Origin of the sequence: Kitasatospora sp. NPDC058048 (assembly GCF_042885555.1) — a bacterium.
Lineage (GTDB): Bacteria > Actinomycetota > Actinomycetes > Streptomycetales > Streptomycetaceae > Kitasatospora > Kitasatospora lactacystinica.
This window is the reverse complement of record NZ_JBHVRT010000009.1, coordinates 58,184-71,525: the sequence shown is the minus strand read 5'-3', so window position 1 is coordinate 71,525 and position 13,342 is coordinate 58,184. Positions and strand designations below refer to the sequence as shown.

Annotated in this window: 13 protein-coding genes; 10 read left to right on the top strand and 3 right to left on the bottom strand. The window is 73.9% G+C overall.

Translation table 11 applies throughout. From position 1 onward, the window contains the following. Positions 1-44: 44 nt before the first annotated feature. The 9 genes from ACFVVA_RS12140 (at position 45) to ACFVVA_RS12100 (ending at position 8,065) form a co-directional block, all read left to right on the top strand. Positions 45-632 carry a nicotinamide mononucleotide transporter family protein gene (locus tag ACFVVA_RS12140; RefSeq protein WP_359898858.1) on the top strand — a complete coding sequence of 196 codons (588 nt, stop codon included), beginning with the start codon at positions 45-47 and terminating at the stop codon, positions 630-632. 5 nt (positions 633-637) lie between these two features. After that, entirely contained in the window at positions 638-1,915 is a 1,278-nt protein-coding gene (locus ACFVVA_RS12135) for a bifunctional 3,4-dihydroxy-2-butanone-4-phosphate synthase/GTP cyclohydrolase II (protein WP_387688754.1), read from the top strand. A gap of 106 nt (positions 1,916-2,021) precedes the next feature. Continuing rightward, entirely contained in the window at positions 2,022-2,495 is a 474-nt protein-coding gene (gene ribH, locus ACFVVA_RS12130) for a 6,7-dimethyl-8-ribityllumazine synthase (protein WP_380543959.1), read from the top strand. Between the two features lie 101 nt (positions 2,496-2,596). Beyond that, positions 2,597-2,869, top strand: coding sequence for a phosphoribosyl-ATP diphosphatase (locus tag ACFVVA_RS12125; RefSeq protein WP_280685086.1), 273 nt, complete (start codon positions 2,597-2,599; stop codon positions 2,867-2,869). A gap of 55 nt (positions 2,870-2,924) precedes the next feature. After that, positions 2,925-3,773, top strand: coding sequence for an ATP phosphoribosyltransferase (hisG, locus tag ACFVVA_RS12120; RefSeq protein ID WP_387688413.1), 849 nt, complete (start codon positions 2,925-2,927; stop codon positions 3,771-3,773). A gap of 144 nt (positions 3,774-3,917) precedes the next feature. Beyond that, a complete protein-coding gene (locus tag ACFVVA_RS12115; RefSeq protein ID WP_359898675.1) occupies positions 3,918-4,358 on the top strand; it encodes a PH domain-containing protein in 441 nt (146 codons plus the stop codon). Positions 4,359-4,582: 224 nt separating this feature from the next. Further along, a complete protein-coding gene (locus ACFVVA_RS12110) occupies positions 4,583-5,926 on the top strand; it encodes a hemolysin family protein (RefSeq protein WP_387688411.1) in 1,344 nt (447 codons plus the stop codon). Beyond that, positions 5,923-6,969, top strand: a complete 1,047-nt coding sequence (locus tag ACFVVA_RS12105) for a hemolysin family protein (RefSeq protein ID WP_359898672.1) — start codon at positions 5,923-5,925, stop codon at positions 6,967-6,969. The genes ACFVVA_RS12110 and ACFVVA_RS12105 overlap by 4 nt, the downstream gene beginning before the upstream one ends. Before the next feature lie 109 nt (positions 6,970-7,078). After that, positions 7,079-8,065, top strand: a complete 987-nt coding sequence (locus ACFVVA_RS12100; protein WP_387688409.1) for an NAD-dependent epimerase/dehydratase family protein — start codon at positions 7,079-7,081, stop codon at positions 8,063-8,065. A gap of 66 nt (positions 8,066-8,131) precedes the next feature. On the opposite strand, the gene ACFVVA_RS12095 is transcribed toward ACFVVA_RS12100, so the two are convergent. Together ACFVVA_RS12095 and ACFVVA_RS12090 are read right to left on the bottom strand one after the other, a co-directional pair. After that, positions 8,132-10,198, bottom strand: coding sequence for an AAA family ATPase (locus ACFVVA_RS12095; protein ID WP_387688752.1), 2,067 nt, complete (start codon positions 10,196-10,198; stop codon positions 8,132-8,134). Positions 10,199-10,588: 390 nt separating this feature from the next. Continuing rightward, positions 10,589-11,245: a uridine kinase gene (locus ACFVVA_RS12090; protein WP_387688407.1), complete on the bottom strand. Its 657-nt coding sequence runs from the start codon at positions 11,243-11,245 to the stop codon at positions 10,589-10,591. A gap of 210 nt (positions 11,246-11,455) precedes the next feature. On the opposite strand from ACFVVA_RS12090, the gene ACFVVA_RS12085 reads away from it, so the two are divergent. Next, the gene (locus ACFVVA_RS12085) at positions 11,456-12,619 is read left to right on the top strand and encodes an acyl-CoA dehydrogenase family protein (protein WP_387688405.1); all 1,164 of its coding nucleotides are present in this window, start codon (positions 11,456-11,458) and stop codon (positions 12,617-12,619) included. A gap of 113 nt (positions 12,620-12,732) precedes the next feature. Here ACFVVA_RS12085 and ACFVVA_RS12080 read toward each other — a convergent pair whose 3' ends face one another. Beyond that, complete coding sequence (locus ACFVVA_RS12080) at positions 12,733-13,254, bottom strand: hypothetical protein (protein ID WP_387688403.1); 522 nt, start codon at positions 13,252-13,254, stop codon at positions 12,733-12,735. Between the last annotated feature and the right edge of the window lie 88 nt (positions 13,255-13,342).

Genomic DNA, 13,342 nt, shown 5'->3' with positions numbered 1-13,342 from the left:
GCGAGGCGTTCACCGTCCTCGGCGAACACGTCAAGTGGGCCGACATGTTCGGCAACATCCTCGGCCTCGGCGGGCTCGCGCTCGGCTGGCGCCGCTCGGTCTGGAGCTGGCCGGTCCAGCTGCTGTCCGGCGCCGTGCTGATCGCGGCCTACTTCGGCGGCCACGTCCCCGGCCTGATCGGCAAGCAGCTGATCGTGATCGCCACCGCCGCCTGGGGCTGGGCGCAGTGGCGGCGGGGCCGCCGCGACGGCGGCACGATCGCCGTACGGTTCGCGAGTTGGCCCGAGCGGCTCGTGCTGGCGGCGGGCACCGCGGCGGGCACCGTCGCGCTCGCCCTGCTCTTCACGTCCTTCCCCAGCCTGTCCTGGAGCCCCTGGTCGGACGCCTACATCTTCGTCGGCACGCTGGCCGCGATGGTCGCCCAGGCCCGCGGCTGGGTGGAGTTCTGGTTCGCCTGGATCGCGGTCGACGCGGTTGGCGTGCCGTTCGCCTTCAACAGCGGCTACACCTTCTCCGGCCTCACCTACTCCGTCTACTTCGTCCTGGTGCTGCTCGGCCTGCGTTCCTGGTGGCTGAGTACCCGTGAGCCGCGCGCCAAGTCCGCCACCGTCCCGCAGGGAGCCACGGTATGACCGAGATGACCGAGAACCAGTCCAGCAACGGCGCCACCGGGTCCGAGCCCGAACTCGTCCTCGACCCGGTCGAGCGGGCGATCGCCGACATCGCCCTCGGCCGCGCTGTGGTCGTGGTCGACGACGAGGACCGCGAGAACGAGGGCGACATCGTCTTCGCCGCGTCCGCCGCGACCCCGGAGCTGATGGCCTTCACCGTCCGCTACAGCTCCGGTGTGATCTGCGCCCCGATGACCGGCGAGGAGCTGGACCGCCTCAAGCTCCCGCCGATGACCCAGGTCAACGAGGACCGCAAGGGCACCGCGTACACCGTCTCGGTGGACGCCCGCGAGGGGGTCGACACCGGCATCTCCGCCGCCGACCGCGCCCGCACCGTACGGCTGCTCTCCTCGTCCGGCACCCAGCCCGGCGACCTCACCCGCCCCGGGCACGTCTTCCCGCTGCGCGCCGTCGAGGGCGGCGTGCTGGTCCGCCCCGGGCACACCGAGGCCGCCGTCGACCTGGCCCGGCTGGCCGGGCTGCCGCCGGCCGGCGCGATCGCCGAGGTGGTCAACGACGACGGCAGCATGGCCCGGCTGCCCGAGCTGGTCGCCTTCGCCCGCGAGCACGGCCTCGCGATCATCTCCATCGAGGACCTGATCGCCTACCGCCGCCGTACCGAGCTGCACGTCGACCGGGCCGCCGTCACCGCCCTGCCCACCGCGTTCGGGGAGTTCACCGCCGTCGGCTACCGGGGCACCATCGACGGCGTCGAGCACCTCGCGCTGGTGGCCGGCGGTCTGGACGCGCAGGGCCGGCTGCCGGACGACGAGGACGTCCTGGTGCGGGTCCACTCCGAGTGCCTGACCGGTGACGTCTTCGGCTCGCTGCGCTGCGACTGCGGCCCGCAGCTGCAGGCCTCGCTGCAGCGGGTCGCCGAGGCCGGGCGCGGCGTGGTGCTGTACCTGCGCGGCCACGAGGGGCGGGGGATCGGCCTGGCCCACAAGCTGCGCGCGTACGAGCTGCAGGAGCGGGGGCGGGACACCGTCGACGCCAACCTGGACCTCGGCCTGCCCGCCGACGCCCGGGACTACAGCATCGCGGCCCAGATGCTGGTGGACCTCGGCGTCCGCTCGCTCACCCTGCTCACCAACAACCCGCAGAAGCTGACCGCGCTCACCGAGCACGGGCTCAAGGTCAAGGGGCGCGAAGCGGTCGAGATCGCGCCCGGCGAGCACAACCTGCGCTACCTGCGCACCAAGCGCGACCGGATGGGCCACGAGCTGCCCGGCCTCGATTCCTGACCCCGGCCCGGCCCCGGCCCCGGGCCGTGACCACCCGAACCCGCACGACAGCCACCCGCACGACAGCCACCCGCACCCGCACGACAGACAGAACGGACGTAGAGACATGAGCGGCCACGGAGCCCCCGAGCTGACCATCGACGGCGCCGCCGACCTCAAGGTCGCCGTCGTCGCCGCCCAGTGGCACGACACGGTGATGAACGGCCTGCTGGACGGCGCCCACCGCGCGCTCAAGGAGCTGGGCGTCGCCGAGCCGACCGTGCTGCGGGTGCCCGGCACCTTCGAGCTGCCGGTCGCCGCCAAGCGCCTCGCCGAGCGCGGCTACGACGCCGTGGTGGCCCTCGGCGTGGTGATCCGCGGTGGCACCCCGCACTTCGACTACGTCTGCCAGGCGGCCACCGTCGGCCTCACCCAGGTCAGCGTCGACACCGGCGTACCGGTCGGCTTCGGCGTGCTGACCTGCGACAACGAGGAGCAGGCGATCGACCGCGCGGGCCTGCCCGGCTCCGCCGAGGACAAGGGCCACGAGGCCGTCACCGCCGCCGTCGCCACCGCCGCGGTCCTGCGCGCGGCGCTCTGACGACGAACCGCCCGGTCCCGGAGCACGGACGTCCACTGGACTGTCCACGCTCCGGGACCGTTTACCGTCCGTCCGCCCGCACGCCGTAAGGTGGGCCCATCATGGCTTCGAAGACATTCGAGGAGCTCTTCGCCGAGCTCCAGCAGAAGGCCGCCACCGGCGACCCCTCGTCCTCCCGTACCGCGCAGCTCGTCCAGCAGGGCGTCCATGCGATCGGCAAGAAGGTCGTCGAGGAGGCCGCCGAGGTCTGGATGGCCGCCGAGTTCCAGTCGGACGAGCAGACGGCGGAGGAGGTCTCGCAGCTCCTCTACCACGTTCAGGTGATGATGATCGCCCGCGGACTGACGCTCGACGACGTCTACAAGTACCTCTAGAAACCCCGCTCCCAGAGCACACCCATCCTCCCAACAGGTAAGGAAGCAACCTCCCATGCTGCGCATCGCCGTCCCCAACAAGGGTTCTCTCTCGGGTCCCGCGGCGGAGATGCTCCATGAGGCCGGCTACCGCCAGCGGAAGGACCCCAAGGAGCTCGTCCTCGTCGACCCGAACAACGAGGTGGAGTTCTTCTTCCTCCGCCCGCGGGACATCGCCGTCTACGTCGGCTCCGGCCGCCTCGACGTCGGCATCACCGGCCGCGACCTGCTGCTGGACTCGCACTCCAACGCGGAGGAGGTGCTCGCCCTCGGCTTCTCCGGGTCGACCTTCCGCTTCGCCCGCCCCGAGGGCGTGGACGTCGAGGACGTCAAGGGCCTGGAGGGCCTGCGGATCGCCACCTCCTACACCGGCCTGGTCGAGCAGCACCTCGCCGACCACGGCGTGAAGGCGACGGTCACCAAGCTGGACGGCGCGGTCGAGACCGCGGTGCAGCTGGGCGTCGCCGACGTGATCGCCGACGTGGTAGAGACCGGCACCAGCCTGCGCAACGCCGGCCTGGAGGTGTTCGGCGAGCCGATCCTGATCTCCGACGCCGTGGTGATCCGGCCCAAGGGCGCGGGCGAGGACACGCGGGTGGAGCAGTTCCTGCGCCGCCTCCAGGGCGTGCTGGTGGCCCGCCGCTACGTGCTGATGGACTACGACATCCGCGCCGAGAAGGTCGGCTCCGCCGTCGCGCTCACCCCGGGCCTGGAGTCGCCGACCGTCTCCCCGCTGCACACCGAGGGCTGGGTCGCGGTCCGTTCGATGGTGCTCCGCAAGGAGGCCCAGCAGATCATGGACGACCTGTGGAGCATCGGCGCCCGGGCCATCCTGGTCACCAACATCCACGCCTGCCGCCTCTGACCAGGGGGCCCGCCGCCCCCGAACCGCGCGTCCGGGCGACCTGCCCGCCGGCCCGCGGGTAAAGAACGGTTCAATGGGGCGGGGACGCCGACCGCGTCCCCGCCCCTCGTGCTGCCGCAACCAGAACCACCCCGGAGACCCCACGTGTCCACGCCGCCCGTCCAGTTCCCCGTCACCTGGGCGCCGCGCCGCACCCGCGCCGTGCTGCTGCCGGTCTGCGTGCTGCTGGTGGCGCTGTTCTCCGCGATGGCCGTGCTGCTCCCGGAGAACTGGCAGCTCAACGACCGGATCATGATGATGGCCAGCGGCGTCCTGTTCGCCGGCGTCGGCCTGATGCTGGCCCGCCCCCGGGTGAGCGCCGACGCGGAGGGCGTGACGGTGGTCAACTTCGTCCGCCGCCGCCGGCTCGCCTGGGCCGAGATCGTCCGGGTCAACTTCCGCCAGGGCGACCCGTGGGCCACCCTCGACCTCGCCGACGGCACCTCGCTCGCCGCGGTCGGCATCCAGTCCGGCGTCGGCAAGGACCGGGCGATCGCGGACGCCCGCGCGCTGCGCGACCTGGTCGAGCAGCACGCCCGGGTCTGAGTCCGGACCCGCCCCCACCGGGGGTTCTCCGTTCCCGGCGGGCCGAACAGGCTCCTTACCCCCATCCGGGTATGGTCTACGCTGGTAAAAGTAGGGCAAAGTTCGCCCTGCCCGAAATCGAGTGCCCGAACCCGACCAGAGGAGTGACACTCCCCCTCGATGGACGATCCGTCCGGTAGTACCTGCGCCGCCTCGCTTCCCGATCCCGGAAGGCAGGCGGCACTGTGATCACCGCTTGGCTGCTGTTGCTCGCGGCCGTTCTCCTGATCCTCGCCAATGGCCTCTTCGTGGCCGCCGAGTTCGCCTTCGTGACCGTGGAGCGCGGGGAGGTCGACCGGTCCGCCGAGGCGGGCGACGCCAAGTCCCGCCGCGTCGCCGGGGCCCTGCGGCACCTCTCCTTCGAACTCTCCGGTGCCCAGCTCGGCATCACCGTCACCTCGCTGGTGGTCGGCATGCTCGCCGAGCCGGCGCTGTCCACCCTGCTCGCACCCGTGATGTCCGCCATCGGCGTGCCCGACTCGGCCGCCCGCGGCGTCTCCGTGATCGTCGGCATGGTGCTGGCCACCGTCGTGCAGATGGTGATCGGCGAGCTGGTGCCGAAGAACTGGGCGATCTCCCGCCCGCTCCAGGTGGCCCGCGCGGTCGCCGCCCCGCACATGGCCTTCTCCTTCGCCTGCCGCCCGCTGATCAGCTTCCTGAACGGCGCCGCCGACCGGACCGTCCGGGCCTTCGGCATCGAGCCGCAGGAGGAGCTGGCGCACGCCCGCACCCCGGACGAGCTGGTCTCGCTGGCCCGCCACTCGGCCAAGGCCGGCGCCATAGACGAGGAGTCGGCGACCCTGTTCGTCCGGACCCTGGGCCTGCGCGAGCTGACCGCGGAGTCCGTGATGACCCCGCGCGTCGACGTGGCCGCGCTCCAGCGCGACGCCACCGCCTCCGACGTCATCAACCTGACCCGGGCCACCGGCCTGTCCCGCTTCCCGGTCTACACCGACAGCCTGGACGAGGTCACCGGCACCGTCACGCTCAAGGACGCCCTGGCCGTCCCGGCCGCCCGGCGCGGCCTGGTGCGGGTCGGCGAGCTGGCCTCGCCGCCGCTGCTGGTGCCCGAGACGCTGCCCGCCGAGCGGCTGCTCGACCAGCTGCGCCGCCTCCAGCCGATGGCCATCGTGGTCGACGAGTACGGCGGCACCGCCGGCGTCGTCACCGTCGAGGACATCGTCGAGGAGATCGTCGGCGAGGTGCAGGACGAGCACGACCCGGACGACCACCCCGAGCTGTTCCCGCTGCCGCCGGTCAACGGTCTGCCGGTCTGGGAGGCCGACGGCCGCGCCCGGATCGACCAGCTGGAGCGGATCGGCCTGAACGCCCCGGACGGCCCGTACGAGACCCTGGCCGGTCTGGTCTCCGACCTGCTCGGCAAGCTCCCCGAGGTGGGCGAGCAGGCCGAGCTGCCCGGCTGGCGCTTCACCGTCACCGGTGTCGACCGCCACCGCACCACCGAGGTCCGGGTGGAGCGCACCACCGCGCCCGCGCAGTTCGACGAGGACCGGGAGGAGGGCCGGTGACCGCCCTGCAACTGGCCGTCGCGCTGCTGCTCCTGCTCGGCAACGCCTTCTTCGTCGGCGCCGAGTTCGCCGTGGTGTCGGTGCGCCGCAGCCAGATCGAACCGCTCGCCGAGGCCGGGCACAAGCGCGCCCGCACCGTGCTGCACGCGCTGTCCAACGTCTCCGCGATGCTGGCCGCCGCCCAGCTCGGCATCACCGTCTGCTCGCTGGGCCTCGGCGCCCTCGCCGAGCCGACCATCGCCTCCCTGCTGGAGGGCCCGTTCCACGCGATCGGCGTCCCGTCCACGCTGATGCACCCGCTCTCGTACGGGATCTCGCTCGCCGTCGTGGTCTTCCTGCACATGGTGATGGGCGAGATGGTGCCGAAGAACATGGCCATGGCCGGCCCGGAGCGGGCCGCGCTCTGGCTCGGCCCGCCGCTGGACCGGCTGGCCCGCTGGCTCGCCCCGGTGATCCGGGTGCTGAACGCCCTCGCCAACGGCATCCTCAAGCTGTTCCGGGTGGACGCCAAGGACGAGGTCGAGTCGGTCTTCACCACCGAGCAGCTGATGTACCTGCTGGCGGACTCCCGGGACGCCGGGCTGCTCGACGAGGGCCGCCAGGAGCGCCTGGAGGACGCGCTGGAGCTGGGCCACCGCCCGGTCACCGAGGTGCTGCTCAAGCCCGAGCAGCTGGTCACCGTGGACACCAAGGCGACCGCCGCCGAGGTCGAGGAGCTGGCGCTGCGCACCGGCTTCTCGCGCTTCCCGGTCACCGACGGCGACCCGGCCGGCCACGGCTACCTCGGCTACATCCACCTCAAGGACGTCCTCGACGTGGAGGACACCTCGGCGCCCGTCCCGGCCCGCCTGTGGCGGCCGATCACGGTGCTGCGCGGCAGCCTCCCGCTGGACGACGCCCTCGGCGCGATGCGCCGGGCCACCTGCCACCTGGCCGCCGTGCTGGACCAGGACGGGCGCACGCTCGGCGTGGTCATGCTGGAGGACGTGCTGGAGGAGCTGGTCGGCGAGGTGCACGACCCGGACCACCGCGCCACGGCCTGACGCCCGCCCGGCAGGTCCGGGCCCCGCTGACGGCGTGTTCGCTCCCGGCGATTTCGCCCAGAGCATGCAGCCGTTCCATGCCGGCCACCCTGGGAGCAGGGTGGTCGGCATGAGACTTCTCCTGCTGGGTGGAACCGAGTTCGTCGGACGGGTCGTCGCCGAAGAGGCGCTGGCCAGAGGATGGGAGGTGACGGCCCTCAACCGCGGCACGCGGCCGGCGCCCGAGGGCGTCCGGACACTGCTGGGCGACCGCACCGCCGAGGGCGGCCTCGCGGCGCTCGGCAGCGGGGAGTGGGACGCCGTGGTGGACACCTGGTCCTGGGCCCCCGCGGCGGTGCGCGACAGCGCCCGCCTGCTGAACGGCCGGGTCGGCCACTACGCGTACGTCTCCAGCCGGTCGGTGTACGACTACCCGCTGCGGGCCGGGGCCGGCGAGGCCGCGCCCGTGGTCGCCTCCTCCCCGGACCTCACCGGCGAGGTGCCCTACGCCGAGGCCAAGCGCGGCGCCGAACTGGCGCTGGAGGCGGAGTTCGGCGGGCGGGCGCTGCTGGCCAGGGCCGGGCTGATCCTCGGCCCGCACGAGAACATCGGCCGGCTGCCGTGGTGGCTCAACCGGATCGCCGAGGGCGGCCCGGTGCTCGCCCCGGGGCCGCGCGGGCTGGCCCTGCAGTACATCGACGTCCGCGACCTCGCGGCCTGGACCCTGGACGCCGCGGCGGCCCGCCTCGCCGGCCCGTACAACCTGGTCGGCCCGTCCGGCCATGCCACCATGGGCGAGCTGCTGGAGGCCTGCGTACGGGCCACCGGCTCGGACGCCGAGCTGCGCTGGACGGACCCGGAGCGGATCCTCGCGGCGGGCGTCGAGCCGTGGACCGAGCTGCCGATCTGGTTGGCGCCCGGCGAGCTGTACGACTTCCTGCACACCGGCTCGGTCGAGCGCGCGCTCGGCGCGGGGCTGCGCTGCCGCCCGGTCGCCGAGACCGTGGCGGACACCTGGGCCTGGCTGCGGTCGATCGGCGGCAGCGCGCCGCGGCGGGCCGACCGGGTCAGGGTCGGGCTGGACCGGGAGCGGGAGGCGGCGCTCCTCAACGGCTGAACGGGCGGGCGGGCCGGTCCCCGGGCGGGGGCCGGCCTCCGCCCGTTGCCAGGCACCGCCCGCCGGTCAGCTCCGGCCGTCGATCAGCTCCCCGTACGCCTGGACCAGGTCCGGCAGCCGCAGGGTGGCGAGGTCCTCCCGGCCCGGCGGCTCGCGCAGCAGCGACAGCCGCAGGTCCCGGTAGGCGCAGGACTTCTCGTACAGGGTGCGGATGAACCGGCCGTTGCCCAGCTCGTCGATCCAGCCCTCGCGGACCACGTGGGCGCAGATGCTGGCCAGCTCCTCGGCGGCGTCCTCGTCCCAGCCGTCGCCGTCCCGGCCGGCCAGCGAGGCGCCGATCGCGGTCAGTTCGCCCGGGCGGTAGCTGGGGAAGTCGACCCGGGTGGTGAAGCGGGAGTTGAGGCCGGGGTTGGTGGCGAGCAGCCGGTTCATGCCCTCGGGGTAGCCCGCCAGGATCACCACCAGCCGGTCGCGGTTGTCCTCGGCACGCTTGAGCAGCACCTGGAGCGCCTCGTCGCCGTACGCGTCGCCCTTGGTGTAGCCGGAGTTGGAGAGGCTGTACGCCTCGTCGATGAAGAGCACGCCGTCCAGTGCGGAGTCGATCAGCTCGTTCGCCTTCACGGCGGTCTGGCCGAGGAACTCGCCTACCAGGTCAGCGCGTTGGGCCTCCACCAGGTGGTCGCCGGAGAGCAGCCCGAGGGCGTGGAAGACCCGGCCGAGGATGCGGGCCACGGTGGTCTTCCCGGTGCCCGAGGGGCCGGAGAAGACGAAGTGGCGCTTCGGCGGCTGGACGGGCAGGCCCTGCTCGGCCCGCAGCCGCGACATTCTCAACTGCGCGGACAGCGCCCGCACCTGGCGCTTGACCGGCTCCAGGCCGACCATCAGCGAGAGTTCGGCCAGGGCCGCGTCCAGCTCCCGTTCGTCGCCGGCGGACCGGGGCTCGGGCACGGCGGCGGTCCGGGGCTGCGCCCGGCCGAGGGCGGGCAGCGGCGGGGGTGCGGCGGAGGCCGGCGGCGCGCCCGAGCCGGAGCGTTCCCCGGCGGCCTGGGCGGCGCCGTCGGCCGCGCCGCCGTCCAGCAGGGCGCCGCCGGCGGTCAGGGCGCCGTCCGCCGGGGGCACGTCCACCAGTCCGGCGTCCACCAGCCCGGCGTCCACCGAGGGCCCGCCGCCCGACGGGAAGCCGCCGGACAGGGCGCCGGTCGACACCCCGTCGCCGGAGACGGTCGGCCCGCTCGGCCCGCCCGCGTCCCCGAACTCCTCGCCGTACCCGGGCAACCCGCCGTACCCGGGCAACCCGGTGAACCCGGCCTCGTCCGGGTACTCGGCGTCGAAGCCGGGGGCGTCCGGCAGGGCGGCGTCGGCCGCTCCCGGGCGCCCGCCGGCCGGCAGTCCGTCCGCGATTGCGTCCATGAGTCCGTCCGCGAGCGCGTCCTCGGCCGCGATGGCCGTCAGCCGGGTCGCGGTGTCCATGAACGCCGGGTCCGCCCGGTGCACCGCCCGGTAGAGCGGCAGCGCCGCGGCGCTGCGTCCGGCGCCCTCGTACGCCCGGGCCAGCCAGTACCGCAGTTCCTTGCGCTGGGGCTGTTCGGAGCGGCAGCGGGCCAGCGAGACGGCCAGCGGCGCCTGCGCCTGGGCGCACATGTCGAGGCGCACCCGCGCCATGCCGGCGAACAGCCCGGCCTCGATGCCGAGCAGCGGGTCGTCCAGCAGGCGGTCGGTGTCCCTGATCAGCTGCTCCCAGTCCTTGAGCAGGTAGGACCGGCAGGCGTACAGGAAGCGGGCGCAGGGGTCCTCGCCGGGCGCCGGGCACTGTTCCAGCGCCCGGTCCAGCTCGGCCAGGTGGCGGCCGTCCAGCCAGTGCGAGGCGTGCGCCAGCGCGAGGTCGCGGGCGTCCTCCAGCACCGGCTGCACCCACCAGCCCAGCCAGTACCAGGAACTGAGCGGCCGTCGGTGCAGCCGCCGCTGTTCGCCGAACCGCTTCTGGTGGCGGTACATGGCCAGCAGCGCGGCCGAGGTGTCGCTGCGCAGCGCGTGCAGTCCGAGCCAGGCGTCGGCCATGCCCGGGTCCAGCCGGACGGCGGCCCGGAACTCCTCCTCGGCCCGGGTGTACGCACCGGCCGTGTAGGCGTCCATGGCGCGCAGCCAGGCGCGGTCGGCGAGCCGGTCGGGCCCGCCCGCCGTGCTGTCGGAACTGTCCACCGTCGTCACTCACGCCCCCCGCGGTGCGGCCCGGGGCTCGGCCGGCGGGTTGCCTGCGCCTAGCCTGGCCGGTGGTCGTCGACCCCCTTGCGGCGCATCTGCGCCTGCCAGGAATCGTACCGGCGCGGCGCTGATCCGGAAGGGTGCCGAACAGGGTCAAATGCGATCGCACGAGCGGCCGTTGAGCGGCCGGGCGACGAAACGGGCTGCCGGGGAGCGAGTTTCGGAAGGGGACCGGACGGCGTCCCCGGCTCACGGGGGAACAAGCCGGGGGCGCCGGGTCCGAGGCAACCGGAAGCTTTCGTTCCGGCAGCTGAGGAGAACCTAGATCCTGGCGATGTCGCAGGTCAAGGCGGTGGTTGAAGTTTCACCGACGGTGCCCGGGGCGATCCGGCCGGTCACCCCGTCGACCCGCGTCGCGGCGTACGGACGGCTCGGATCGGCGGCGAAATGCGCCGATTCGGCCCGGGCCCAGCCCGCCCAGAACTCGGCCAGTTCCGGACCGTCCCGCTCCTCCCCGCGCCGCCGGGCCGAAGCGGCGTCCAGCTCCATCCAGATCACCCGGGCCAGCCACGGCCGCACCGCCCGCCGGCCCGCGCCGACCCCCTCGACCAGCACCACCGGGGCGGCCGGCACCGCGGCCGTGCCCGCGAAGCGGCGCAGCGTCCAGTCGTACACCCGGTACTCGGCGTCCCGCCCGGCCGCCAGCGGCTCCAGCACCTGCCCGCGCAGCCGTCCGGTCCACCCGAACGGCTCGCGGTGGGTGGCCAGGTCGTCGAGGTGGACCACCGGGGCCCCGCCGAGCGCCGCCGCCAGCCGGCCGGCGAAGGTGGTCTTGCCGGACCCCGCGTGCCCGTCCACCGCGACCAGCCGCACCGGCCCGCAGGAGGGCGGCAGCGCGCGCAGCTCCGCCGCGAGCGCGGCCGGCAGGTCCTCCGGAGCGGGCCGGAGCGGGGGCGGGAAGGGTTCGGATGCAGCCACAACGTCAACCCTACGGTGCCGTAGCCCGCCACTGCGGACAGTTCATCTGTGCAGGTCGTGACGGCAGCGCGGGTTTCGGGCATACTCGCCTTCGCCACGACTGTGAACGGCCGTTCACCGCAACCCGGTGCCGGTCGGTCCGACAAGCCGCACCCCGCCGGGTCAGCCGACACCTCGGTCCGGCGCCCGATCGAGGAGGCGACCACCGCCATGACCCCCTCCCCTGTGAAAGCCGTGGAGCGCCAGCTGCCGAGCGAGGAGGCCCGCGAGCTGCTGAGCCTCACCCGCGACCTGGTCCAGCGCGAGCTCCAGCCGCGTGCGGCGGAGGACGAGGCCGCCGACCGCTTCCCGCGCGACGTCTTCCGCACCCTCGGCGAGGCCGGCCTGCTCTCCCTCCCGTACGACGAGAAGTACGGCGGCGGCGAACAGCCCTACGAGGTGTACCTGCAGGTGCTGGAGGAGCTCGCGGCCGGCTGGCTGGCCATCGGCCTCGGCGTCAGCGTGCACACCCTCTCCTGCCACGCGCTGGCCACCTTCGGCACGGACGAGCAGCGCGACGCGTGGCTGCCCGCCATGCTCTCCGGCGAGCAGCTCGGCGCCTACTGCCTCTCCGAGCCGCAGTCCGGCTCGGACGCGGCCGCGCTGCGCACCCGCGCCGACCTCGACGGCGAGGCGTACGTGGTGAACGGCACCAAGGCCTGGATCACCCACGGCGGCCAGGCCGACTTCTACAGCGCCCTGGTGCGCACCGGCGTCGACGGCCCCAAGGGCATCAGCTGCCTGCTGGTCCCCGGCACCCAGCAGGGCCTGTCCGCGGCCCCGCCGGAGCACAAGATGGGCATGCGCTCCTCGCCGACCGCGCAGCTGCACTTCGACGGCGCGCGCGTCCCGAGCGAGCGGCTGATCGGCGAGGAGGGGCAGGGCTTCCAGATCGCGCTCGCCGCGCTGGACTCCGGCCGCCTCGGCATCGCCGCCTGCGCGATAGGCGTGGCCCAGGCCGCGCTCGACCTCGCGGTCGACTACGCCCGCACCCGGCGCCAGTTCGGCCGCCCGATCGCCGAGTTCCAGGGCCTGTCCTTCATGCTCGCCGACATGGCCACCCAGATCGAGGCCGGGCGCTCGCTCTACCTGTCCGCCGCCCGGCTGCGGGACGCCGGCCGGCCGTTCTCCAAGGAGGCGGCGATGGCGAAGCTGTTCTGCACGGACGCGGCGATGCGGGTGGCCACCGACGCCGTCCAGGTGCTCGGCGGCTACGGCTACACCCAGGACTTCCCGGCCGAGCGCTACATGCGCGAGGCCAAGGTGCTGCAGATCGTCGAGGGCACCAACCAGATCCAGCGCCTGGTGATCGGGCGCCACCTCACCAAGGGCTGACGCCCGGGGGCCGTCCGGCGGGGGAGCCGCCGGACCGCCCCGATCCCCCCGTACGGCCTCCGGCCGTCACTCCAGGGTGCGGAGTGACGGCCGGAGGCGTTCCCGGCGGAGCGTCAGCTCGCCTTGGCGGTGCGGCCGGTCAGCGCCGGACGACGGCGGCGCTGCTCCGGGATGGCGGCCCGCAGCGCCGCGACGGCCGGGACGGCGGGCGCCACCGGGGCGGCCTCGGGGACCGCGGCGAGCCGTACCGGGCAGTGCGCGACGGCGTGCGAGAACGGCTGGGTGCGCCAGTCCAGCCCGCTCGGAAGCTTGAACAGCGCGTCGAAGCCGGCCGGTTCGGCGTCCTCCTGGGCCTCGACCTCGGCCAGGTCGTCCGTCGGCGTGCCCGAACCCGGGCAGATCGCGGGGGAGAAGGGGTTCCAGGCGGTCGGCAGCAGCGCGTGTTGCGGCAGCCGCTCCTCGTCCGCCACCAGGGCGATCGGGCGGCGGCACTCGGGGCAGTCGACCCGGAAGATGTCCCAGGTCTCCGCCTCACCGGGGTCGGTGCCCGGCAGGTGGCCGACCGCGAGGTCCTCGCGGTCGGCCATATCGTCGGTCTCGTCGGAGCCCAGCACACGCTGGTCGGTAGCAGGCATGAGGATCCCCCTAGGATCGGGCCCGGCGTGGTCGTCCAGGGCCACAACCAGCACTTCCCTGTGATCCGGACTCATAATCCTGCGGTCC